At 64.4% G+C, this 24619-nt stretch carries 21 protein-coding genes; 11 read left to right on the top strand and 10 right to left on the bottom strand.

Features of this window, described 5'->3' with window-relative positions:
• Nucleotides 1–37: 37 nt before the first annotated feature.
• The 3 genes from BLT26_RS12830 to BLT26_RS12820 all read left to right on the top strand — a co-directional run bounded on the left by BLT26_RS12830 (nt 38) and on the right by BLT26_RS12820 (nt 3610).
• On the top strand, nt 38–961 hold the full coding sequence (locus BLT26_RS12830) for a histone deacetylase family protein (RefSeq protein WP_175453113.1): 924 nt from the start codon (nt 38–40) through the stop codon (nt 959–961).
• A gap of 177 nt (nt 962–1138) precedes the next feature.
• Nucleotides 1139–3076, top strand: a complete 1938-nt coding sequence (acs, locus tag BLT26_RS12825; protein ID WP_091514942.1) for an acetate--CoA ligase — start codon at nt 1139–1141, stop codon at nt 3074–3076.
• 153 nt (nt 3077–3229) lie between these two features.
• Nucleotides 3230–3610, top strand: coding sequence for a VOC family protein (locus BLT26_RS12820; RefSeq protein WP_091514939.1), 381 nt, complete (start codon nt 3230–3232; stop codon nt 3608–3610).
• 49 nt (nt 3611–3659) lie between these two features.
• On the opposite strand, the gene BLT26_RS12815 is transcribed toward BLT26_RS12820, so the two are convergent.
• Nucleotides 3660–4571 carry a sugar phosphate isomerase/epimerase family protein gene (locus BLT26_RS12815; RefSeq protein WP_091514935.1) on the bottom strand — a complete coding sequence of 304 codons (912 nt, stop codon included), beginning with the start codon at nt 4569–4571 and terminating at the stop codon, nt 3660–3662.
• Between the two features lie 111 nt (nt 4572–4682).
• Nucleotides 4683–7028 (bottom strand): Tex family protein, encoded by a 2346-nt coding sequence (locus tag BLT26_RS12810; protein ID WP_091514932.1) that lies wholly within the window; start codon nt 7026–7028, stop codon nt 4683–4685.
• Between the two features lie 243 nt (nt 7029–7271).
• Here BLT26_RS12810 and BLT26_RS12805 point away from each other — a divergent pair, with 243 nt between their 5' ends.
• From BLT26_RS12805 to BLT26_RS12785, 5 genes are all read left to right on the top strand, one after another.
• On the top strand, nt 7272–8519 hold the full coding sequence (locus BLT26_RS12805; protein WP_091514929.1) for an efflux RND transporter periplasmic adaptor subunit: 1248 nt from the start codon (nt 7272–7274) through the stop codon (nt 8517–8519).
• Nucleotides 8520–8521: 2 nt separating this feature from the next.
• The gene (locus BLT26_RS12800) at nt 8522–11659 is read left to right on the top strand and encodes an efflux RND transporter permease subunit (protein ID WP_091514926.1); all 3138 of its coding nucleotides are present in this window, start codon (nt 8522–8524) and stop codon (nt 11657–11659) included.
• 78 nt (nt 11660–11737) lie between these two features.
• Nucleotides 11738–12481: a 16S rRNA (uracil(1498)-N(3))-methyltransferase gene (locus BLT26_RS12795; protein ID WP_091514922.1), complete on the top strand. Its 744-nt coding sequence runs from the start codon at nt 11738–11740 to the stop codon at nt 12479–12481.
• An 82-nt stretch (nt 12482–12563) separates the two neighbouring features.
• Nucleotides 12564–12929 (top strand): hypothetical protein, encoded by a 366-nt coding sequence (locus BLT26_RS12790; RefSeq protein WP_091514919.1) that lies wholly within the window; start codon nt 12564–12566, stop codon nt 12927–12929.
• Between the two features lie 41 nt (nt 12930–12970).
• Nucleotides 12971–13618 (top strand): HAD family hydrolase, encoded by a 648-nt coding sequence (locus BLT26_RS12785; protein ID WP_091514915.1) that lies wholly within the window; start codon nt 12971–12973, stop codon nt 13616–13618.
• A gap of 16 nt (nt 13619–13634) precedes the next feature.
• On the opposite strand, the gene BLT26_RS12780 is transcribed toward BLT26_RS12785, so the two are convergent.
• A complete protein-coding gene (locus BLT26_RS12780; protein ID WP_091514912.1) occupies nt 13635–14375 on the bottom strand; it encodes a hypothetical protein in 741 nt (246 codons plus the stop codon).
• A 140-nt stretch (nt 14376–14515) separates the two neighbouring features.
• Between BLT26_RS12780 and BLT26_RS12775 the strand changes: the two genes are divergently transcribed.
• Nucleotides 14516–15109, top strand: coding sequence for an OmpA family protein (locus BLT26_RS12775; RefSeq protein ID WP_091514908.1), 594 nt, complete (start codon nt 14516–14518; stop codon nt 15107–15109).
• A gap of 16 nt (nt 15110–15125) precedes the next feature.
• On the opposite strand, the gene BLT26_RS12770 is transcribed toward BLT26_RS12775, so the two are convergent.
• The 7 genes from BLT26_RS12770 to hutC form a co-directional block, all read right to left on the bottom strand.
• A complete protein-coding gene (locus BLT26_RS12770) occupies nt 15126–15740 on the bottom strand; it encodes a response regulator transcription factor (RefSeq protein ID WP_091514905.1) in 615 nt (204 codons plus the stop codon).
• A gap of 42 nt (nt 15741–15782) precedes the next feature.
• Nucleotides 15783–16571: a 3-hydroxybutyrate dehydrogenase gene (locus BLT26_RS12765; protein ID WP_217631439.1), complete on the bottom strand. Its 789-nt coding sequence runs from the start codon at nt 16569–16571 to the stop codon at nt 15783–15785.
• A 179-nt stretch (nt 16572–16750) separates the two neighbouring features.
• A complete protein-coding gene (locus tag BLT26_RS12760; RefSeq protein ID WP_217631438.1) occupies nt 16751–17143 on the bottom strand; it encodes a hypothetical protein in 393 nt (130 codons plus the stop codon).
• Nucleotides 17144–17274: 131 nt separating this feature from the next.
• Nucleotides 17275–17550: a hypothetical protein gene (locus BLT26_RS12755; protein WP_139169542.1), complete on the bottom strand. Its 276-nt coding sequence runs from the start codon at nt 17548–17550 to the stop codon at nt 17275–17277.
• A gap of 230 nt (nt 17551–17780) precedes the next feature.
• On the bottom strand, nt 17781–19331 hold the full coding sequence (gene hutH / locus BLT26_RS12750) for a histidine ammonia-lyase (RefSeq protein ID WP_091514898.1): 1551 nt from the start codon (nt 19329–19331) through the stop codon (nt 17781–17783).
• Nucleotides 19332–19518: 187 nt separating this feature from the next.
• Complete coding sequence (hutU, locus tag BLT26_RS12745) at nt 19519–21195, bottom strand: urocanate hydratase (RefSeq protein WP_091515251.1); 1677 nt, start codon at nt 21193–21195, stop codon at nt 19519–19521.
• A gap of 78 nt (nt 21196–21273) precedes the next feature.
• Nucleotides 21274–22005, bottom strand: a complete 732-nt coding sequence (gene hutC, locus BLT26_RS12740; protein WP_091514895.1) for a histidine utilization transcriptional repressor HutC — start codon at nt 22003–22005, stop codon at nt 21274–21276.
• A gap of 199 nt (nt 22006–22204) precedes the next feature.
• Between hutC and hutI the strand changes: the two genes are divergently transcribed.
• Together hutI and hutG are read left to right on the top strand one after the other, a co-directional pair.
• Nucleotides 22205–23434, top strand: a complete 1230-nt coding sequence (gene hutI / locus BLT26_RS12735) for an imidazolonepropionase (protein ID WP_091514891.1) — start codon at nt 22205–22207, stop codon at nt 23432–23434.
• Nucleotides 23418–24374: a formimidoylglutamase gene (hutG, locus tag BLT26_RS12730; protein ID WP_091514888.1), complete on the top strand. Its 957-nt coding sequence runs from the start codon at nt 23418–23420 to the stop codon at nt 24372–24374. The genes hutI and hutG overlap by 17 nt, the downstream gene beginning before the upstream one ends.
• Nucleotides 24375–24619: the final 245 nt, after the last annotated feature.

Genomic DNA, 24619 nt, shown 5'->3' with positions numbered 1-24619 from the left:
GCCAGTGAGCCAAATGGACCGTGCGAGGAAGCCAGACATGTCCGTCGGATTGATCACCAGCCCCGCCTGTGCCCTCCACGACATGGGGGAGGGACATCCCGAGCGCCCCGCGCGCCTCGATGCCATCCAGGACCAGCTGCTGGCCAGCGGCATGGACTTCGTGCTGCAGCACTTCGACGCGCCGCGGGCAACGCGGGCGCAACTGGAGCTGGTGCATGACCCTGACTATGTGGAGTCCATTTTCGCCCGGGCGCCGTCAGAGGGGACCGAGATCCTCGACCCGGATACCTCCATGTGTCCCGACTCGCTGGAGGCGGCCCTGCGTGCCGCCGGCGCGGCGGTCTCGGCGGTGGACCGGGTGATGGCCGGCGAGGTGCAGTCGGCCTTCTGCGCGGTGCGCCCGCCCGGCCACCACGCCGAGCGCGACCGGGCCATGGGCTTCTGCCTGTTCAACAACATTGCCATCGCGGCCGCCCACGCACGTCATCACCACGGCCTCGAGCGGGTGGCGATCGTCGATTTCGATGTGCACCACGGCAACGGCACCGAGGATTTCGTGCGCGATGAGCAGGGCTACCTGCTGTGCTCCAGCTTCCAGCACCCCTTTTATCCCTTTTCCGGCACCGGCGACCTGCCGCCTCATATCGTCAATACCCCCCTGGAACCCGGGGCCGGCGGGGCCGAGCTGCGCCGTGCGGTGGAGGAGCAGTGGCTGCCCGCCCTGGAGGCATTCCGGCCGCAGATGCTGTTTATCTCCGCCGGTTTCGACGGCCATATCGAGGACGAGATGTCCCAGCTGCGCTTCGTGGAAGAGGACTATCGCTGGGTCACGGATACCGTGCGGCAGCTGGCCGAGCGCCACGCCGGCGGGCGTATCGTTTCCACGCTGGAGGGCGGTTATGCCCTCAGTGCGCTGGGTCGCAGCGTGGTGGCGCACCTGAAGGGCCTGATGGGCGGCTGATCAGGGCGTTAACACCGGTCACCGGCCGGTGTTATAAAGGGCGGAGCCAGGATCCGGCTCCGGAAAAGGATGGGCGCTCGACGTGGCTGTGATGAAGGAGCACCCGCCCATGGGCTACCCTTGCATGCATAGTGAGGCTGAGTGAACGGCCGGATAACTCTAATAAGGGAGAAAACCATGTCTGAAGTGCACGCCCGTCCCGTACCCGAGGAATTCGCCGCCGATGCGCATATCAGCGCGGAGGACTACCGCGAGATGTACCGCCAGTCGGTGGAGGAGCCACAGGCCTTCTGGTCGCAGCAGGCCACCGATTTCCTGGACTGGGAAAAGCCCTTCACCCAGGTGGCGGAAGAGGACCTGAAAAAAGGCCACTGCGCCTGGTTCGCCGACGGCGAGCTGAATGTCACCACCAACTGTATCGATCGCCACTTAACGGAGCGTGCCGACCAGACCGCGATCATCTGGGAGGGCGACGATCCCGCCGACAGCAAACATATCACCTACCGGGAGCTGCACGAGCAGGTGGGTCGCCTGGCCAACCTGCTGAAGGCGCGTGGCGTGAACAAGGGCGACCGCGTGTGCATCTACATGCCCATGGTTCCCGAGGCGGCCTACGCCATGCTCGCCTGCGCGCGTATCGGTGCCGTCCACTCGGTGGTGTTCGGTGGCTTTTCCCCCGAGTCCCTCAAGGACCGTATCCAGGACAGCGACTGCCGCCTGGTGATCACTGCCGATGAGGGTGTGCGTGGCGGCCGCAAGATCCCCCTCAAGGCCAACGTGGACAAGGCGCTGGCCAGCTGCCCGGATGTGCATACGGCCATCGTCCTCAAGCGCACCGGTGCCACCGTGGACTGGCATGACGGGCGTGACATCTGGTACGCCGAATCCGTTGCAGAACAGGACACCGAATGTGCACCCGAGGTGATGAGCGCCGAGGACCCGCTGTTTATCCTCTATACCTCCGGCTCCACCGGCAAACCCAAGGGCGTGCTCCACACCACCGGCGGCTACCTGCTGATGGCGGCCATGACCTTCAAGTACACCTTCGACTACAAGGATGGCGATGTTTTCTGGTGCACCGCCGATGTGGGCTGGGTGACGGGGCATACTTATATCGTGTACGGCCCGCTGGCCATGGGAGCCATCACGCTCATGTTCGAGGGCGTGCCCAACTACCCGGACGCTTCCCGCTGCTGGCAGGTGGTGGACAAGCACAAGGTAAACACCTTCTACACCGCCCCCACTGCCATCCGCGCCCTGATGGGCGCCGGCGACGACTACGTGACGAAGACCGACCGCGGCTCACTGAAACTGCTGGGCACCGTGGGTGAGCCGATCAATCCCGAGGCGTGGGAGTGGTACTACGAGGTGGTGGGCGACAAGCGCTGCCCCATTGTTGACACCTGGTGGCAGACCGAGACCGGTGCCCACCTGATCACGCCGCTGCCCGGGGCAATCGACATGAAACCGGGCTCCGCCACCCAGCCATTCTTCGGTGTGCAGCCGGCGCTGCTGGACGAGCAGGGCCGTGAGATCGAGGGTGAGGGTGAGGGCGCGCTGGTGATGAAGGCCAGCTGGCCCAGCATGATCCGTTCGGTGTACGGCAACCACCAGCGCATGATCGACACCTATTTCTCCACTTTCCCCGGATACTATTTCACCGGCGACGGCGCGCGCCGCGATGCCGACGGCGACTACTGGATCACCGGCCGCATCGACGACGTGCTCAATGTCTCCGGCCACCGCCTCGGTACCGCGGAAATCGAGAGTGCCATCGTGCTGCACGACGATACTGCCGAGGCCGCCGTGGTGGGCTACCCGCACGATATCAAGGGTCAGGGCATCTACGCCTATGTCACCCTCAAGGCGGGCCATGAACCCTCGGATGAGCTGCGCCAGGAACTGATCGACCTGTGTGTGCAGGAGATCGGCCCCATCGCCAAGCCCGATATCATCCAGTGGGCCCCCAGCCTGCCCAAGACCCGCTCCGGCAAGATCATGCGTCGCATCCTGCGCAAGATCGCCTGCAATGAGCTCGATAACCTGGGCGACACATCTACCCTGGCGGATCCGTCGGTGGTGGAGGACCTGATCGAGCGGCGGGCCAATAAATAAAGTTGTGGTCGGCGCCTGCTCGCAGTGGCGCCCCAAATCCATTCAGGCGGGCCTCCGGATTCGCTTGTTTATCTGGAACACCTCCGGATTAGAGACTGAGCCAGAGAAGCTGGTAGTCTTCGTTTAAAACTAATCAAATAATCAGGAAAAAAGATGTTCAGCCACGTAATGCTCGGCGCAAACGACGTCGAGGAATCCAAGAAATTTTACGATGCCATCCTGGAGCCGCTGGGCTACAAGCCGGGAGTATTCGACGAGAAGGGACGCTGCTTTTATTTTTCCCGAAGCGGGGTGTTCGCGCTGACCAAGCCCATCGACGGCGAGGCGGCCACTCACGGCAATGGCAGTACGGTCGGCTTTGCCGCGGAAAGCCCGGAGGCGGCGGACGCCTGGCATGAAGCCGGCCTCGCCAGCGGCGGCTCGAGCTGCGAGGACCCGCCCGGCGTGCGCGAGGGTTCCGGTATTAAGCTGTACCTGGCCTACCTGCGCGACCCGTCCGGCAACAAGATCTGCGCGATGCACCGCGTGGAGTGACTCGGTCGCACTGTTCCCGGCCGGGTGCCAGCAGCCGGTGGTGCAACCTTCAGCCGGCGCGGCGGATCCGCTCGAGCAGGGCGAGGGTGTGGCGGATGCCCTCGAATTCGCTCAGCCGGTTGCCCTCGTACTCGATGCCCACCCAGCCGCGATAGCCGGCATCCTTCACAATTCCCAGCATGCGTGGGAAGTCGGTTACCAGGGCATTGCCGCTGTTATCGAAATCATAGCTCTTGGCGCTGACTGCCTTTGCCCAGGGCATCAGCTCCCGCACCCCCTGGTAGCGATCGTATTTTTCGCCACTGTCCCGGTCGATGGTGAAATTGCCGAAGTCGGGCAGGGTGCCCACGCGGGGGTGGTCAGCCAGTTCCATCACGCCCGCGAGCCACTGGCCGTTGGAGGACAGCCCGCCGTGGTTCTCCACCAGCACGTTGAGGCCCAGGTCCGCGCAGTTTTCGGCCAGCAGGCGCAGGCCGTCGGCGGCCTTCTTCATCTGCTCTGCATAACTGCCACTGCTCTGCGCGTTCACGCGGATGGAATGGCAGCCGAGTGCCTTTGCCATCTCCGCCCAGCGCCGGTGGCGGGTGACGGTGTGTTGCCGCTCCGCCTGCGTATCGGCGCCCAGCTGCCCCTCGCCATCCACCATCACCAGCAGGTTCTGCACGCCCTCGCCGTCGGCCTGGCCTTTCAGGTTTTTGATCACCCGGTCGCTGAGGCTGTCCGCGTAGAACTGGTTCACGTACTCGACCGCCTCGATGCCGAACAGCTGCCGGGCCAGGCGGGGAAAATTCTGCGGGTTGGCGACGCCGTTCTGGAAGGCGCGGTGCAGGGACCACTGGGCGAGGGAGATGCGGAACCAGGGCTCTGTTCCGCCGGACTGGCTACAGCCGAGAGGAAGCAGCGTGGCGGCACAAGTGGCGGAGGCGGCTTTCAGGAAACGCCGGCGGGATGAGTCTTGCATCGGGTTGGCTCCCGGGTTCTTTTGGTGAGGTGCAGAGGGTGTCGCGGCCAGCGGCCGCTCCTACGGGGAATTTGTAGGAGCGGCCCATGGCCGCGAACGGCGGGATGAAAATTACTTCTTGTTTTTCATCGCCGCCGCCAGCAGGTCACCCATGCTGCCGCGGCCGTTGCCGCCACCCTGTTGCTGGCGGTTGCGGTTGTTGTGGCGACTGGCCTGGCGGCTCTCGCGGTGGTCGCCCTTCTTCACGCCACCGCTGCCCTGTTCGCCGGGCTCGTCCGACAGGCGCATGGACAGGCCGATACGCTTGCGCGCCACGTCCACCTCCATGACCTTCACCTTGACGATGTCGCCAGCCTTGACCACCTCATGCGGGTCCTTGACGAATTTCTCCGACAGGGCGGAGATGTGCACCAGGCCGTCCTGGTGAACGCCGATATCCACGAAGGCACCGAAATTGGTGACGTTGGTGACGGTACCCTCCAGCACCATGGACGGGCGTAGGTCCTTGATCTCTTCCACGCCCTCCTCGAACTTCGCCGTGCGGAACTCCGGGCGCGGGTCGCGGCCGGGCTTTTCCAGCTCGGCGATGATGTCGGTCACCGTGGGCACCCCGAATTTCTCGTCGGTGTAGTCGGCCGGGTTCAGCGAGCGCAGGAAGGCGGAGTCGCCGATCAGGCTGTTGATCTCGCGACCGTTCTTCTCGGCGATACGCTTCACTACCACGTAGGACTCCGGGTGCACGCCGGACTTGTCCAGCGGGTCCTCGCCATTGTTGATACGCAGGAAGCCGGCGGCCTGCTCGAACGCCTTGGGTCCCAGGCGGGGGACTTCCTTCAGCTGGCTGCGGTTTTTGAAGGCGCCGTTCTGGTCGCGGTACATGACGATGTTGTTGGCGATGGAGGCGCTGAGGCCTGACACCCGCGCCAGCAGGGGCGCCGAGGCGGAGTTCAGTTCGGCGCCGACACCGTTCACACAGTCTTCCACCACCGCGTCGAGGGAGCGCGCCAGCTGGGTCTGGGACACATCGTGCTGGTACTGGCCCACGCCGATGGACTTGGGTTCGATCTTCACCAGCTCGGCCAGCGGGTCCTGCAGGCGGCGGGCGATGGAGATGGCGCCGCGGATGGTCACGTCCAGGTCCGGGAATTCGCGCGCGGCGAATTCGGACGCCGAGTACACCGAGGCACCGGCCTCGTTGACCATCACCTTCTGCGCGGTCAGCTTGAATTGCTTGATGGTATCGCCGACGAACTTGTCAGTCTCGCGGCTGGCGGTGCCGTTGCCGATGGCGATCAGGCCCACGTCGTACTTGGTGCAGAGCGCCGCGATTACCGCGGCGGACTCACGGGTGCGGTTCTGCGGCGGGTTGGGGAAGATGGCGGTGTGGTCCAGCAGCTTGCCGGTGGCATCCACCACCGCCACCTTGACCCCCGTGCGCAGGCCCGGGTCCAGGCCGATGGTGGCCTTCTGGCCCGCCGGCGCGGCCAGCAGCAGGTCCTTCAGGTTGCGGGAGAACACCTTGATGGCCTCTTCCTCGGCCTTCTCGCGCAGCTCGCCCATCAGGTCGGTCTCGAGGCTGGTCAGCAGCTTGATACGCCAGGTCCAGCGCACTACCTCGCCGAGCCACTTGTCCGCCGGCCGGCCCTGGTCGCGGATATCGAAATGCTTCGCCACCATGCCCTCGCAGGGATGGGCCGCGGTGGCGGGGCGCTCCTCGTCGCCGTCCAGGCCGATATTGATACTGAGGATACCCTCGTTGCGGCCGCGGAAGATGGCCAGTGCGCGGTGGGAGGGGACCCTGGCCCAGTCCTCGGCGTAGTCGAAGTAGTCGCGGAACTTGGCACCTTCCTCTTCCTTGCCCGCCAGCACCTTCGACTTCACCTGGCCATCGCGCTTGAGGAAGTCGCGCAGCCTGCCCAGCAGCTCCGCATCCTCGGCGAATCTCTCCATCAGGATGAACTTGGCCCCGTCGAGCGCCGCCTTGATGTCCTTGACGTGCAGCGAGGCATCCTCGTTGTCTGTGTTGAGGTACTTCTGCGCCTCTTCCTCAGGATTCAGTGCCGGTTCGGTGAACAGGGCGTCGGCCAGCGGCTCCAGGCCCGCCTCGATGGCGATCTGGCCCTTGGTGCGGCGCTTGGGCTTGTAGGGCAGGTAGAGGTCCTCGAGCCGGTTCTTGGTGTCGGCACCGTTGATCTGCTGTGCGAGTTCCGGCGTAAGTTTACCCTGCTCGTCGATGCTCTTGAGGATGGCGGCGCGGCGCTCCTCCAGCTCCCGCAGGTAGCGCAGGCGCTCTTCCAGGGTGCGCAGCTGGGTATCGTCCAGGGCCCCGGTGACCTCCTTCCGGTAGCGGGCGATGAAGGGCACCGTGGCCCCCTCGTCCAGCAGTCCCACGGCGGCGGCCACCTGGCGGGTATTGACGTTCAGCTCTTCGGCAATTCGGGCGTTGATATCCAGCATCTTATTTTCTTACATCCGTTCTGCGGGGTGTACTTCGTGTCCGTGGGCGGGCCCCAGTCACGCTCAAAATCGGGGTGGGGCATTATGCGGGAGGCTGGCGCCGGGAGGAAGTTTTGCGGCGAACTGCACTTCGCTGCGACGGCCTGCATCTACAGGCGCTGCCTTCCTCGTCAAACTCCAGTAGAATGCGCAACTAGTTAAATTTTGACCAGTATTGGGTCCATGCCGGGATAGAGGAACTCCGTGAAAATTTCCAGCAAGAACAAGGTGTTTGCAGTCGTTGTTATCGTCGGCGTGGTCGCGATTGGATTGGTGTCTGCCCTGGCGCCGAAACCTGAGGAAAAAGTCGCGGAGGCCTCGGCGCCGCCGATGGCCGATGTGCTCTACGCCAAGCCCGGCCGCCAGACCTTGCTGGTACCCAGCCAGGGCACCGTCCGCGCCCGCCACGAGATCGAGGTGGTGGCCCGCGTCGGTGGCGCCATCGAGAAGGTTGACGACGCCTTCGTGGCCGGCGGCTTCTTCGAGGCCGGCCAGTCGCTGTTGCAGATCGAGGATGCGGACTACGAGCACCAACTGGTGCGGGCCGAGTCCCAACTGGCCAACGCCAGGGCCACCCTGGCCCAGGAGAAGGGCCGCGCCAAGCAGGCCAAGCGCGAGTGGCGCGACCTGGGCACCAGCGAGGCCAACGCCCTGTTCCTGCGCAAGCCCCAGCTGGCCGCAGCCGAGGCGGCAGTGGCGGCGGCGCGCGCCGACCGCGACCAGGCCCGGCTCGACCTGGAGCGCACGCGGGTGCAGACACCCTTCGCCGGCCGCGTGGTGGAGACCTATGTCGACCTCGGCCAGTACGTGACGCCGGGCACCCGGCTGGCGAAAATCCACAGCACCGGTGTCGCCGAAGTGCGCCTGCCCCTTACCGACCGCCAGCTGGCCCTGCTGGAGCTGCCCCTGGGCAAGGCCATCGACAACGGCCCGGCGGTGCGCCTGAAGGCGAGGATTGCCGGCCAGGAACAAGAGTGGCGCGGCCAGCTGGTGCGCACCGAGGCCAACATCGACCCCAACAGCCGTTTCGTCTACGCCGTCGCCCAGGTGAAGGCCCCCTACGAGGGTGGGGCGCCGCTGGTGAATGGCCTGTTCGTCGAGGCGGACATCGCCGGCAAGACCTTTGATGACGTGGCTCGCCTGCCGCGCCAGGCCATCCACGAAGGCGACCACCTGCTGGTGCTGGACGCCGAGAACAAGCTGCGCTTCAAGACCGTCGAGCTGCTGCAGACCGTGGGCGATGAGGTGTGGGTGCGCGGTGATATCGAGCCGGGCGAACGCGTCATCGTTTCCAGCCTGGGCTATTCCCGCGAGGGCATGGTGATCACCGCCAACCCGCTGAACGAGAAGCCGGCCGGTCTCATCCTCGGCGATGAGGAAGCGAGTGAACAGCCCGCGGCCGAAGGCGGCGTCGCCGCCAGCGCCGGCGGTACCGTGCAGGGAGCGCGCTGAATATGCAGGGCATAATCGGATGGTTCGTACGCAACAGTAAGGCAGCCAACCTGCTGATGATCATGATCATCATCGGCGGGGTAATCGGGATGTTCAAGATTGGCCGCGAGGTATTCCCGACCCTGAACCCGGGCATCGTAACGGTGGATATCAGCTATCCCGGCGCGGGGCCCGCGGAGGTGGAACAGCAGGTCACCCAGCGGGTGGAGCAGGCCATTTCCGAGGTGAAGGGCATCAAGGAAGTAAACTCCTGGTCCCGTCGCAGCCACAGCTCCGTGCGGGTCGAGGCAGTGGACGGCTACGACCAGCTGCGCCTCCTTAACGATATCAAGGTGCAGGTGGACAGCATCAATACCTTCCCCTCGGATATCGAGCGGCCGGTGGTGGCGCTGCAGGAGTGGGAGCAGCAGATGATGATGATCGCCATCGGCGGTCCCGTCTCGCCGCACCAGCTGAAAGACACTGCCCTGGACCTGCGCGACAAGCTGATGCTGCTGCCGGGCGTGCGCCGGGTGGATGTCTGGGGTGACCGTGCCGACGAGGTGTCCATCGAGGTCTCCGAGCTGGACCTGCGCCGCTATAACCTGAGCTTCGACGACGTGGCCAACGCGGTGCGTCGCTCCTCGCTGGACCTGCCGGCCGGCATGGTGCGTTCGGACCGGGGCGATATCCAGGTACAGACGCGCGGCCAGGCATACACCGCTGACGAATTCGCACGTATCCCGCTAGTGAGCCGCGCCGACGGCACGCGCCTGCTGCTGGGCGACGTGGCCGAGATCAGGGACGGCTTCGAGGAAGAGGGCTCGGTGATCCGCTTCAACGGCAAGCCGGCCATGAACCTGCGCGTAATGCAGGGCGAACCGCTGGACGTGGTGGCCACCGCCGAGCACATCAAGAATTTCATGGCCGAGGCACGCGAGCAGCTGCCGCCCGGTATGGAATTCGAGATCTGGTTCGACTTCTCCGAGGCCTTCGAGGGGCGGATGGAACTGCTGGCCGGCAATGCGCTCGGGGGCCTGGTGCTGGTATTTATACTGCTGATGCTGTTCCTGCGCCCGGCCCTGGCCATCTGGGTGACGGTGGGGATCGCAACCGCCTTTATGGGCGCCTTCTGGTTGCTGCCGGCCACCGGCGTGACCCTGAACATGCTGTCGCTGTTCGCCTTCCTTTTAATCCTCGGTATCGTCGTGGACGATGCCATTATTGTCGGCGAGGCGGTGCACGCGGCCCACGACAGGGGCATAACCGGCCTGGAGGCGGCCGAGCAGGGGGTGAAGCAGGTATCGGCGCCGGTGATCTTTGCCGTGGTCTCCACCATGGTGTTCTTCGTGCCCATGCTGTTACTGCCCGGCGTGACCGCCCAGATGATGCTGGCCCTGCCGGTGGTGGTGCTGCTGTGCCTGTTCTTCTCGCTGGTGGAATCGCTGCTGATCCTGCCCGCACACCTGGTGGGCATGAAGCCCGAGAAGCAGGCCACTTCCGGTATCGGCAGAAAACTGCAGAACCTGCGCGGTCGCTTTGCCGGCGCCATGAAGAGCGCCGGCGACAAGTACTATATGCCGTTGCTGGAGAAGTCGCTGGGTAACAGCCGTGCCACGGTAATGATCTTCGTGATGGCGCTGTTCCTGTCGTTCGCTGTGGCCGCGGGGAACTACCTCGGCTTCTCATTTTCACCGAAAGTGCCCTCTGACCTGCTGCAGCTGCGCACCACCATGGCGCCGGGCGAATCCTTCGAGGAAACCAAGCGGGTCATGGAGCAGGTCGAGCGGGCGGGTGAAAGGCTCGCCAAGGACCCGGAGATGCTGGAGATGAATGGCGGCGAGCCGTTCGTCGAAAACACCATGGCATTCCTGTGGCGCGGCAATGTGACCGTGCTGCTGCAGCTGAAAGATGGCGAGCACCGGGATGTCACTTCCGAGACGCTATCCATGCGCTGGCGCGAGTATATCGGCGAGTTGCCCGCCAGTGTCGAGGAGATGCGTATCCAGCACACCATCAACGACGGCGGCTCGGGCATGTCCCTGAACCTGAGCACCTCGTCGGGCAACATGGACGAAATGCGTGCAGCCGCCGACGCGGTAAAAGAAGCACTCAACGGGTTTGCCGGTGTCTATGACGTGCGCGACGACCTGGTCAGCGCTCGCCAGGATATCGAGATACAGCTCAAGCCCCACGCCACCAATATGGGTATCGGCCTGGCCCAGGTGGCCAAGCAGGTACGCCAGGGCTTCTACGGCGAGGAAGTACAGCGCATTCCCCGCGGCCGCGAGGACGTGCGGGTGATGGTACGCTACCCGGAGGAGGAGCGCGCCAGCGAGGACCAGATCGATCGCATCCGCATCCGCACCAGCGAGGGCGAGGTGCCGTTCAGCGCCGTGGCCGATGCAGTCTACGTGCCCGGCTACACCACTATCCGCCGCCACGACCGCGAGCGCACGGTGCGCATCACTGCCGAGCTGACTCCCGGCGCTGCTTCGGCGCATGAAATCCTGAAAGAACTGCGGGAAAAGAAGGTGCCCGGCTGGGAGCAGAAGTTCCGCGGATTCAAGCTGCAGACCGCCGGAGAGATGCGGGAAGCCAATGAATTTCTCTGGGCGCTGCTCATGTTCTTCGGCTTTTCGCTTTTCACCATTTACGCGCTGCTGGCGATCGCCTTCCGGTCGTATTCCCAGCCGCTGCTGATCCTCACCGCGGTGCCGTTCGGCTTCTTCGGTGCCATCGTCGGTCACCTGATGTTCGGCTACGATATCAGCATGATGTCGATGCTGGGTTTCTTGGCTGCTGCGGGGGTGGTGGTGAACGACAACCTGGTATTGATGGATCGCATCAACCAGCTGCGGGCAGAAGGTATGGCGGTGATGGACGCGGTGGTCCAGGCCGGCCGCGATCGTTTCCGGCCGATTATCCTGACCTCCATCACCACTTTCGTGGGGCTGGTGCCGATCATGTTCGAGCGCTCTATCCAGGCGCAGTTCCTGATCCCGATGGTGGTGAGCCTCGCCTTCGGCGTTCTCTTCGCCACTGCGGTGACGCTGATCCTGGTGCCCAACCTCTACAAGGTGATCGAGGTGTTGCGCGACAAGGTGCATCGTCGCCGGGGCGCGAGCGGGGAATTGTCGCCCAGTCCCGAAAACACCTAAACTACCGTCCTGGAGAAAACGCCGACCCCGAGTCGGCGTTTTCGTATATACCTTTCACTGACTCGAGGATTCGCCCCCATGCGCGTGCCGCGTATCTACAGCCATGAGCCCCTGGCGGGGCAAAATGAAGTCGAGCTGGATGAGGGCGCCAGCCGCCACCTGGTCAAGGTGCTGCGGCTACAGGTCGGCCGGCCACTGGTGCTGTTCGACGGCCGCGGCGGTGAATACAGCGCGGAGCTGGTGGAGGCGGGCAAGCGGGCCCGGGTGCGGCTCGGCGACTTTCACGGCGACAACCGCGAATCCCCCCTGGCGCTGACCCTGGCCATCGGCATCTCCCGCGGCGATCGCTTCGACTGGGTGGTGCAGAAGGCCACCGAGCTGGGGGTGGCGCGTATCCAGCCCCTGTTTACCGAGCGCTGCGAAGTGAAACTGAAGGGCGAGCGGCTGGAAAAAAAGGTCGCCCACTGGCGGCAGGTGGCCGTAAGTGCCTGCGAGCAGTGCGCGCGGAACCGGGTACCAGACGTGGCCACCCCGCAAAAATTTGCCTCCTACCTGGAGCAAACCGATAGCGGAGACACCGACCTGAAACTGGTGCTTCATCACCGCACGGACAAGCACCTGCGGGAACTCGGGGCCGGGCAGGGCTGGCCGGCATCGGCACTGCTGTTGGTGGGGCCGGAGGGCGGGCTCTCCGCCGCCGAGATCGATGCGGCGCTGGCGCGCGATTTCAAGCCACTGCGCCTGGGGCCAAGGGTGCTGCGCACCGAGACGGCACCGGTGGCAGCGCTCTCCGTGCTGCAGTACCAGTGGGGCGACCTCTGAGGAATGACGGTATTTCTCAATCGCCCGCTGCCGGGTTAACCTTGGCACAAATACAGTGTCATCCATACAGGGAGAGGGTGTGATGGTTAAACTGGTTCTGTGGTTCCTGGGACTCGCTATCCTGGTGCTGTCCATCGCGGTGATTGCCAAGCCGGGGCTGGCGCGCAGCCTGAGCGAGCGCCTCAACGAGACCGGCTACGCAATCTCCGCCTGGGGGCGGCTGGTGGTGGGCCTGATCCTGCTGTTGATCGCCGACACCCGCGCGTGGAACGTATTGTTCAATGCCCTGGGGGTACTGCTGGTGCTGGCGGGGGCCTATATGCTGCATATCGGCTTCGAGCGGAGCAAGGCACTGGCTATCAGGATTGCCCACGGCAACGATACCTTCCTGAGGGTCAGTGCGGCCATCGGCATACTGCTGGGCCTGCTGCTTCTCTCCGCGAGTTGAGCGCGATAGTTTGAGTTGGGCAATACGGATGGTCCGCAACGATGTTCGCCACTGAACTGGTAATTTTCGACTGCGACGGTGTGCTGGTGGACAGCGAGACGATTGTCTGTCGCGTGCTGGCCGAGGAGATGAACAGGCTCGGCATGCAGACCACCGCCGAGGAACTCGATGAGCAGTTCAGCGGCAGGCCGGCGCGGGATTGCCTGCTGGAGATCGAGACCCGCTACGGTGGGCCCCTGCCGGACAATTACTTCGCCAACACCGAACGGCGCATCCGCGAGGCGTTTCACCGCGAGTTGCAGCCGGTGGCGGGAATCGAGGGCCTGCTCGATCACCTGCTGCAGGTGAACCTGCCCAGCTGCGTCGCCTCCTCCGGCTCCCACGAGAAAATGCAGCTCACCCTGAACAAGACTGGCCTGTTCGAGTATTTCAACGGGCGTATCTTCAGTGCGGATGACGTCAGTCGCGGCAAGCCCTGGCCGGACCTGTTCCTGCATGCCGCGCACAGCATGGGCGTGGAGCCGCAACGCTGCCTGGTGGTGGAGGACTCTATCGCCGGGGTGAAAGCGGCGGTGGCGGCGGGCATGCCGGTGGTCGGCTACAGTCGCCATCCGGTGCGGGCGCCACAGCTGGAGCACGAGGGCGCGCGCGTGGTCGACGACCTGCTGGCGGTGCTGGACCACCTTTAGGTCCCGGGTTAAGGCGTCAGGGCTCCAGATCCAGGGTCACCGTGGCGCTGCGGCGGCCACCGCGGCTGTCGGTGAAGGTGCGATGGTACTCGAGCTGGTCGATGCCGCCATCCAGCAGGTCGGCCACCAGCCACGGGGGGATACGCACCCTCTCGGTGAGCAGCCCGCTGCCATCGGTAAACAGGGGCTCGCCGGTGGTGTAAACCACCCGGTCGGCCACAGTGAAATACCCGGTCTCTGAGCTTGCGCGGACGCCACCGATATCGCCGCGCAGCTGCCACTGCACCATCATTTCCCGCGAATCTTCCGTCAGCGACTGGCGGCCCGGTATTGCCTGCAGGTCCACCAGCCGGCCGCTGGCGCCCAGGTCGATGACCACCGTGTTCGAGAGGCTGCCGGCCGGGCCGGAAAAAGTGCGGCGGTAACCGAGCCGGCGCACACCTTCGCTGTACCAGGCCTCGGCCTGGCGCGGTGACAACCGGACCGACTCGCTCAGGCGGCCGCGATCGGCACCCATTGCCAGCGATTTATCCACGCGCGCGAGTACCCGGTTGTTATCCAGGTTGACGAACTCTCCGTGGGATGAAGTGGCCCCGCCGGGACTGGCCAGGCGCCAGGTGAGGGTCTCGTGGAGCCCGCGCTTGGAATCCAGCAGGGCCTCGCCCGGGTTTACGGTGAGCAGCTGGGGCGAATCCGTCAGCGCGACAGCGGCACCCAGCAGCAGTAGTCCCAGCAATATCCTGGATACGAATGCCATCAGCCTCTCCTGCGGCAAGAGATCCTCGGGCTCCCTATCCTAGGGTGTGGGACATGCGGTCGGTAAAAAGCGCGCGTGGGTGCCGTTCGAGAGCATTGTCTACAATGAATAACACGCCTGTCAGTCCGGGAGCCGTCCTGATGACCCGAGTTACCTGTGGCCCTCTGTTCGTGCTGGTGGCCACGGTCTGCCTGGCCGCCTGCTACGATGACCCCAACCGCAAATATGCGCTCGAGCCGCTGCCCAACGTGCAGGCCGGCGCGGCGGAACAGCTGGCGCGGGAGTCGAACCCGTTCGGTGACGAGATGGTGCGCTACCTGCGCGGCAAACCCCGTGAAGATGGCAATGAGTTCACGCTGGGGGTCCGCTTTGAGCCGGGAGGGTTTGCACCGAGGATGGATACCCTGGCAGATCTCGAGGCGCTGCTGGTCATCATGCGGGATTACCCCTCGCTGCGCATCGCCATCGAGGGCCACACCGATAATGAGGGCGAACCGGACAAGAACCGCAGGCTCTCGCAGGCCCGCGCCGACTGGGTGCGGCAGTTCCTGGTGGAGCGGGGCGTCGCCGCCGAGCGGGTGACCTCAGAAGGTTTTGGGGATACCCGGCCGATTGCGGACAACACTTCCCCGGCGGGACAGAAAAAGAACCGCAGGCTCGTGATCAGGATACTGAATTTCGATTCCCGGCCGGTTCCGGTGGAGTTTCACCAGCAGCCAGGTGACGGGCGATAACTGGCAATCGGTGCCGTCAGAATTGCACCAGCACCTGTGCTTCGCGGATAAGCTGCTTGCGGTCGCGTAGCTCCAGTTTGCGCAGTATCGCAGTGACGTGACTCTTGACCGTGGGCTCGGTGATCTCCAGCTCGTAGGCGATCTGCTTGTTCAGCTGGCCCTGGGCAATCATATGGAAAATGCGCAGCTGTTGCGGTGTCAGCAGCCCGAGCCGCTGGCCAAGGCCGTCTTCCTCCGCCAGCGCTTCCTCATTGAACCACTGCTCTCCGTCCAGCACCGCGGCGATGCACTCGGCAATCTCCTGCGGCTGTGCAGTTTTGGAGAGGAAACCGCTGGCACCGAGTCCAGCCGCCTGCTGCACCACGGTATTGTTGTCACTGCCGGAAACCACCACTACCGGGATGGCCGGGAAATCATGGCGGATCTGTGCCAGCCCGTTGAACCCCTCGCTGCCGGGCATGTTCAGGTCCAGCAGCAGCAGGTCCACGTCGTGGGAATTGAGCTGGGCCAGGGTGGAGTCCAGGTCCTCACTTTGCAGCAGGGCGCTGGACTGGAAATGGCGGGTCAGCGTTGTGGCCAGGGCATCCCGGTACAGCGGATGGTCATCGGCAATCAGCAGCTGGTAACTCACTCGGCACCCTTGCTTGAATCATTATGGTGGGTGCCAAAGATACTACTGCGCGGTCCAGCCCCCGTCCACCGGCAGGGTGGCTCCCGTCAGGGTGTCGGCAAATTCCCCGCAGAGATACAGCGTCAGTGCCCCGATGGCTTCCGGGTGGGTGGTGCGCGGCATGGGTTGCTTTTCCCCCACCAGCCGGGCCCGGGCCTCGTCCCCGGTGATCCCCTCAGTGCTGGCAATGGCGTCTATCTGCGGCTGGATCAGCGGGGTTTCCACCCAGCCGGGGCAGATGGCGTTGGCGGTGATGCCGCTGTCGGCATTTTCCAGTGCCAACACTTTCGTCAGGCCGACCAGTCCGTGTTTGGCTGCACAGTAGGCGGCCTTGTTGGCGGAGGCCACCATGCCGTGTACCGAGGCGACGTTGACCACGCGGCCCCAGCCTTCGGCTCGCATATCCGGGATTACGTCGCGGGCCAGGAAAAAAGCAGCACTGAGGTTTACGGCAATAATCCTGTGCCACTGTTCGGCCGGGAATTCGTGCGCGGCGGCGGTGAACTGGATGCCGGCGTTATTCACCAGTATCGCCGTATTGCCGAGCGCTTCGCGGGTCTCCGCGACCAGCTGCTGGCAACCGCCCTCTGTGGTGATGTCGGCATCGCTGAAGCCGCAGGATACACCGTAACTGTCGGCGAACTCGCGCTGCAGCCTGGCACCGCTCTGCGGGTCGGCGAGGCCGTGCAGCATCACCGGGTGGCCGCCCCGGGCAAGGGTGTGGGCAATGGCCAGGCCGATCCCGCTGGTGGAACCGGTAACCAGGGCTGGTTTGTTGTTATTCCGCTGCACAGAAAACTCCCGCGGCTGCACTGCACCCGGGCTGGCCTGATTCGCGGCCGCGCCGGGTGGGTTTATCGACTGGGGAAATCGTAGCAGCGGTGGGAGGGGGCGGTCTGTATGACCAAGGTATGATGCGCGGGGCAGGGCGAGTGCCCGTACCCCGTCGGTGCCAGTTGTGTTGCCCGGCCTCAGCGGCGCAAGCCGTGGCTGCCGCCCCGGTAACGACTGCGGTACTGCGGACGGCTGCCCCGGTAATGGCGCCCGCCGCGATAGTGGCGCCCACCGCGATAATGGCGATCGCCCCGGTAGTAGCGATGACCGCGATAGTGCCGGTGGCCCCCATAGTAGCGGCCGGGATAACGGTAGCCGTGACGGTAGTAGTGGCGATAGCGGGGGTGATAGCGGTAGCGATAATAACGTGGCGACGAGTAATACAGGTAGACACTGCTGGAGGGATAGGTATACGGGTAGCTCGAATAGTAGCCGCCCGAGGCATAGTAGCCATCGGTCACACAGGCACCCAGGGTGAGTGCTGTGCAGACCGTGATGGCGACAAGCCCGGTTTTCAGGGTCCTGTTCATGGCATCAGTCTCCGATTGGGAAAGATCCGGTGGTTACGGCATTCCCTGCGGCATGTGATGTACCGCTCGCCGGCTCTATTCAATGCGGGCGATTCCAGGAATCGCCCGCGCTGAATTCGGGTCGATATCTGTTACAGGGGTCTCGGCTTGCGTCTGTCCTCCCGCTTCGGGAACTGCCGGTAGACTTCGCTCGACCAGTAGTCGTCGGTATGGCGCACACTGTGGCAGGCGCCGCCGCGATGGCAGTGATAATAGGGATCGCTCACGCGATAGCGGGCATTGCCGGAAGACGGGGAGCTACTGCGTACATAGCCATCGCTGGTGCAGGCTGGCAGGACGAGGCCTGCCCCGGCCAGGTACACGCAGCCAAGGCCGGATAGCAGTAGCTTCCTGGCTGGCCGTTGCATTGAGACCTCCACGCCGTGTGGCGGGTAAAACGTCTACTTTCAGCCTAGCACCGATGGCGTAGATTTCATCAAATTGACAAATCTTCATGGCGGTCCGGCGGCCCGCCAGTGGTAACGAGAAGAGAAGGGGCTTGCGAATGGTTGGCAGTGTTGCCATGTGCAAATAAAAAAGGCGCCGCTGGGTAGCCGGCGCCTTGCTGGTAGTGGGGAGACCTTACTCCGGCCGCCTGTCAGTTGCCGCTCGGCAGCATGTCCCGCTCAAGGAACGACAGGTAAGCCGCGCTGGCCAGGAGCTGCTTGGCCTCCTCGATATCGGGAGCGAAGTAGCGGTCTTTGTCATAGAAGCTGACGCGCTCGCGCAGCTTTGCCTTGGCCTGTTCCAGTTTATCGGTGGTCTTCAGCGGCGCGCGGAAGTCCAGGCCCTGGCAGGCAGCCAGTAACTCTACCGCCAGGATGCCACAGGTGTTGTCGGCCATGTCACGCAGGCGGCGCCCGGCAAAAGTTGCCATGGAGACGTGGTCCTCCTGGTTGGCACTGGTGGGCAGCGAGTCGACACAGGCCGGGTGGGCCAGCGACTTGTTCTCGCTCGCCAGTGCCGCGGAGGTCACCTGGGCGATCATGAAGCCGGAATTCACTCCGCCGTTCTCCACCAGGAAAGGCGGCAGGCCGGACAGGTTGGTGTCGATCAGCAATGCCATGCGCCGCTCGGACAGGGCACCGATTTCGGCCAGCGCCAGCGCCAGGTTGTCGGCAACCATGGCCACCGGCTCGGCATGGAAATTACCACCGGAAATGATGTCGGAATTTTCCGGGTTTTCCTCATCGGTAAAGACCAGCGGGTTGTCGGAAACGCCGTTGGCCTCGGCCAGCAGCACCTCAGCGGCAAAGCGGATCTGCTGCAGGCAGGCGCCCATGACCTGCGGCTGGCAGCGCAGGGAGTAGGGATCCTGCACTTTTTCACAGAACTCGTGCGATTCGCCGATCTGGCTGCTATCGCCCAGCAGCGCACGGTAGCTGGCAGCCACCTCGCGCTGGGCCTGCTGGCCGCGGACCATATGGATACGGTCGTCGAACGGGCGGCGCGAGCCCTTGGCCGCTTCCAGCGACAGTGCGCCGGTGACAATGCCGCCGGCAAGCAGGTCTTCGGCGGCGAACAGTCCCAGCAGCGCAAAAGCCGTGGAGGCCTGGGTGCCATTCAACAGCGCCAGGCCCTCTTTCGGGGCCAGCGTCAGTGCTTCCAGGCCGGCTTTCTTCAGTCCCTCGGTGGCCGGCCGGCGCTGGCCGTCGATAAAGCATTCGCCCTCGCCCAGCAGCACCACGCTCATATGGGCCAGGGGGGCCAGGTCGCCGGAGGCGCCCACCGAGCCCTTCTCGGGAATTGCGGGGAACACGCCGGCATTTACCAGCTTGATCAGCGCATCGATCACTGCCGGGCGCACGCCGGAAAAACCGCGGGCGAGGGAGTTGATCTTCAGTACCATCAGCAGCCGCACGGTGGATTCGTCCATAAAGTTGCCGGTGCCGGCGGCATGGGACAAAACGATGGCGCGCTGCAGGGTTTCCAGGTCGTCCTTCTCGATGCGGGTATTGGCCAGCAGGCCAAAACCGGTGTTGATGCCGTAGACGGTGCGCCCCTCGCTCAGGACCTGGGCCACGGTTTTTGCCGACGCCTCGATCGCCGGGTAGGCGTCCTCGTCCAGTGACAGCTCCACCGGCTCGCGGGCGACGCGGCGAAGCTGGGCCAGGCTCAGCTGGCCGGGATTGATTTCCAGTTTGTACATAAAATTTTACCGAAAGTATTGTTGCCTGTTGTCACGCCGGCTCTCGCCAGCATTACAGAAATCAATTTGTGTCGTCACACCGGCGCAGGCCGGTGTCCAGGAGGGATGGCACAGTGCCTTCTACATGCACCGTTGCTGGATCCCGGCCTGCGCCGGGATGACGCTGTAATAAATTGCCTGGCTCGACTCAATCTTTGAGCATCGGCAGGTCCAGGCCCTGCTCGCGTGCGCAGTCTTTTGCGATGTCGTAACCCGCATCTGCATGGCGCATCACGCCGGTGGCCGGGTCATTCCAGAGCACGCGCTCGATACGCTTGCGCGCCGCCTCGGTGCCGTCGCAGACGATGACCACGCCGGAATGCTGGCTGAAGCCCATACCCACGCCACCACCGTGGTGCAGGGAGACCCAGGTAGCACCGCTGGCAGTATTCAGCAGGGCGTTCAGCAGCGGCCAGTCGGATACGGCATCGGACCCGTCCTGCATGGCCTCGGTCTCGCGGTTGGGGCTCGCCACCGAGCCGCTGTCGAGGTGATCGCGCCCGATCACCACCGGCGCTTCCAGTTCGCCGTTGGCGACCATTTCGTTGAATGCCAGCGCCAGGCGCGCGCGGTCTTTCAGGCCCACCCAGCAGATGCGCGCCGGCAGGCCCTGGAACTGGATGCGCTCGCGGGCCATGTCCAGCCAGTTGTGCAGCTGCGGGTCGTCCGGGATCAGCTCCTTTACCTTGGCGTCGGTCTTGTAGATATCCTCGGGGTTGCCGGACAGCGCCGCCCAGCGGAACGGGCCAATGCCCTGGCAGAAGAGCGGGCGGATATAGGCGGGCACGAAGCCGGGGAAGTCGAAGGCATTCTTTACCCCTTCTTCCAGGGCCATCTGGCGGATGTTGTTGCCGTAATCCAGGGTGGCGGCACCGCGGCGCTGCAGTTCCAGCATGGCTTCCACCTGGATGGCCATGGACTGCTTGGCCGCCTTCACCACCGCTGCCTCGTCTTTCTTGCGCATCTCGGCGGCGTATTCCATGGTCCAGCCCTTCGGCAGGTAGCCATTGAGCGGATCGTGGGCAGAAGTCTGGTCAGTAACGGAATCCGGGGTGATATTGCGCTGCACCAGCTCCGGGAAAACGTCAGCGGCATTGCCGAGCAGGCCCACGGACACCGCCTCGCCTTTTTCCCTGGCCGCGTTGACGATTTCCAGCGCCTCATCGAGGGTGGTGGCCTTTTTGTCCAGGTAGCCGGTACGCAGGCGGAAGTCGATGCGGGTCTCGTCGCACTCCACGGCGATCATGCAGAAGCCGGCCATGGTGGCCGCCAGTGGCTGGGCGCCGCCCATGCCGCCGAGGCCGCCGGTGAGGATCCACTTGCCTTTCGCCTCGCCGTCAAAGTGCTGGCGGGCCACCGCGGCAAAAGTTTCATAGGTACCCTGGACGATGCCCTGGGAACCGATATAGATCCAGGAGCCGGCGGTCATCTGGCCGTACATGGCCAGCCCCTTCTTATCCAGCTCATTGAAGTGCTCCCAGGTGGCCCAGTGGGGTACCAGGTTGGAGTTGGCGATCAATACCCGCGGCGCGTCGGCATGGGTCTTGAACACGCCCACGGGCTTGCCGGATTGCACCAGCAGGGTCTCATCTTCTTCCAGGCGCTTGAGTACCTCGACGATCTTGTCGAAGCACTCCCAGTCGCGCGCCGCGCGGCCGATACCGCCGTAGACCACCAGGTCCTCGGGGCGCTCGGCCACTTCCGGGTCCAGGTTGTTCATCAGCATGCGCAGCGGCGCCTCGGTCAGCCAGCTTTTGGCAGACAGGTCGGTGCCACGCGGGGCGACGATCCTGCGGCTCGGATCATGTCGTTTGTCAGTGCTCATATCCGCTTCTCCGTAAATCATTACTTTTGTTGGGTCTTGCCGCCCGGTGACCGGCAGCCGCCGGCGGCAATCTTTTCACTAGAATCTCAGCTGGGCGCCCAGCCGGTACCGGTTACCCGGATGGACCAGCCGGGCGAAACTGACGCTGCCGGCAGCGCTCATGGTGCGTCGCCAGATCTGCAGGCAGGCGCTGCCCGCTGCCACCTGCAGTGAGCCGGCGATTTCTTCGCCCGCTGCAATCGCCTCGACGGTGGTGTCTGCCTCGGTGAGTGGCGCAACCCGGGACAGGTAGGCGTTGGGGGTGGTGCTGGAAAAGTCCTGTCGCAGGTACTCGGGCGCGAGGTCCGGGTTGGTATAGCGCTCCTCCCACTGGATCGGCAGGCCGTTGTCCCGGTGGACGATCACTGAGTGAAAAACGGGTGCTCCCTCCGCCAGGCCCAGCGCCCGCGCTACATCGGCCGGCGCCTCCGCTTCCTCGAGCAGGAGGATGGTGTTGCTGTAGCTATGGCCGCGGGCCGATACCTCGTCGGCGATATTGCGCACCTCCAGCAGTGATCCCGCCGGCACCGGCTCGGCGACAAAGGTGCCCAGCCCCTGGGAGCGCATCAGCACCCCCTCGTCGGTAAGCTCGCTGAGCGCGCGGCGGGCCGTCATGCGGCTCACACCAAACTCCTGCGCCAGCTGGTTTTCCGATGGCACCTGGTAGTGCACCGGCCAGCTGCCGGAGTCGATCTGGCTGCGAATATGCCGCTTGATGGCCGCGTAGCGGGGCTCTTGTCCTCTGGCTGAGGGCTCTCTTGCAGTATTCATGGACTCAGGTACAGTGCATCTCTTGCTTGTATATTCTTGTATATACAAGTTGTCACTATGAATCTGTCGCCGGCCCCTGTCAAGATTGCCGGCGTATCGGTCGTGCGGGTGCGGGCAGGAATGCCCTGCGCGCCAAGCGCCGGATTCGAACTATCGTTAATGGGAATTGCGGTTGAAAAAGCCGCCTAACGGAACACCTATGACTGAACGCTGCGACCTGCTGTTGACCAACCTGCACGCCGCCACCATGGACCCGTCCATTCCCGGTGGCTACGGTGCCGTGGAGGATGCCGCGGTGGCGGTGACCGGTGGCCGGATCGTCTGGATCGGCCCGCGCCGGGAGCTGCCGGAGTGTACCGCTGACCGGGTTATCGACGGCGAGGGCCAGTGGCTCACCCCGGGGCTCGTGGACTGCCATACCCACCTGGTCTACGGCGGCCACCGGGCTTCGGAGTTTGCCCGCCGCCTGGGCGGCGAGAGCTATGAGGAGGTCGCCCGCTCCGGCGGCGGCATACTGTCGACGGTGCGCGCCACCCGCGCAGCCAGCGCCGAGCAGCTCTACCACGCCGCCGAGCCCCGGCTGCGGGCGCTGCTGGCAGAGGGCGTCACCACCCTCGAAGTGAAATCCGGCTACGGCCTTGAGCTGGATACCGAACTGAAACAGCTGCGCACCGCGCGCCGGCTGGCGCAACACTACCCGGTGGATATCGTCACCACCTGCCTGGCGGCCCACGCGCTGCCGCCGGAGTACGACGGCCGCGCCGACGAGTACATCGACCTGGTGTGCGAGGAGATACTGCCGGCGGTGGCGCGGGAGCAGCTGGCGGACGCCGTCGACATGTTCTGTGAATCCATCGCTTTTTCTGTCGAGCAGTGCCAGCGGGTGATCGACTGTGCGCGGGAGCTCGACCTCCCGGTCAAGGCGCACGCGGAACAGCTGAGCAGCTCCGGCGCCACCAGCATGGCGGCACAGGCCGGGGCGCTGTCGGTTGACCATATCGAGTACATTACCGACATGGACGTCGCGGCCATGGCCGAGAACGGCACCGTCGCGGTACTGCTGCCCGGGGCCTTCTACACCCTGCGCGAGACCCGCGTGCCGCCGGTGGACAAGCTGCGCGCCTCGGGGGTCAGTATTGCGCTGTCTACCGACCTGAACCCGGGCAGCTGCCCGATCGCATCCCTGCGCCTTATGATGAACATGGGCTGCAACCTGTTCGGCCTGACCCCGGCAGAAGCGCTGGCCGGCGTTACCCGCTCTGCCGCGCGGGCCCTGGGGCTGTGCTGTTCCCGCGGCGTGCTGCGGGCTGGCCTGCGCGCCGACATGGTGCTCTGGCCCATGGAGACGCCGGACCAGCTCGCCTACGAGTACGGCGCCCTGAAACCGGCCGCGATATTTTTTGGAGGTCAAAATGTTACAGCTGGCTGATATGCGCCTGTGGAGCGGCCGCACCGATAGCGAGGACGGCCGCGCGGGTGAGCGCTGGCACCAGCGGGTTACCCCGCTGCACATCGACAGCGCGCCGGGCATTGCCATCCTGGGCTTCTCCTCCGACGAAGGTGTGCGCCGCAACAAGGGCCGGATCGGCGCGGCCAAGGGGCCGCGTATCCTGCGCCTGGCGATGGCCAACCTGCCGTCCACCTTCGATACGCCGCTATACGACGCCGGTAATGTGAGGGTGGAAAAAGAGGACCTGGAATCCGCGCAGTCGCTGCTGGGGGCGCGCATTACCGAGTTGCTTGAGGGAGGGCACTTCCCGCTGGTGCTGGGCGGCGGTCACGAGATTGCCTTTGGCAGCTACCAGGGCATTGCCCGCTGGATGCGCGAGCTGCACCGGGAGGAGACCCTCGGCATCATCAACTTCGATGCCCACCTGGACCTGCGTATACCCGCGCCCAAGGGATCGTCCGGCACGCCCTTTTACCAGATCGCAGAACAGTGCGAGATCAACGGCAAGCCGTTCAATTATCTCTGCGTGGGTGCCGCGGACAATGCCAATACACCGGCTCTGTACAATCGTGCCGACGAGCTGGGAGCCAAGGTCATCCGCGACCGGGAGATCACCAGCTGGAACCTGGACAGGGTGCGCGAGCAGATAGCGGGTTTTATCGAAAACGTGGACTTCGTCTACCTGACGGTGTGCCTGGATGTCTTCCCGGCTTCAGTGATGCCGGCAGTCAGCGCGCCGTCCGGTCGGGGCGTGCCGCTCGAATTGTTCGAGCCCCTGCTGGATACGGTGCTCGACTCCGGCAAGGTATGCCTGGCGGACATGGCCGAGTTCAATCCCTATTTCGATATCGAGGACCACGCGGCCCGCACCGCCGCGCGCATCGGTTTCCAGATTGCCAATGGAGTGGCTTCGAAATAGCTGCCCGGTTCGTGCAGGTGCTACCGGCTGTGCGCATCGCGGCAGCGAGGTAACTGCTCGAACAGGCACTTGCAGCAATGCAGGCTCACATAGTGGAATTTTTAGGGGGGCCGGCTAGTGCGCCGCGGAGAGCGCCGGCAGGGCGGTAAACAGGACCGTGGCTGCCAGCAGAAGCAGTGACGGCCACGCATTCAGCAGTTTCCTCCACGACGGTAGGGTTTTACCCGGGCTCGCTTGCATTGTTT

Source organism: Microbulbifer yueqingensis (genome assembly GCF_900100355.1).
GTDB classification, from domain to species: domain Bacteria; phylum Pseudomonadota; class Gammaproteobacteria; order Pseudomonadales; family Cellvibrionaceae; genus Microbulbifer; species Microbulbifer yueqingensis.
This window is presented reverse-complemented; position numbering and strand designations above follow the sequence as displayed.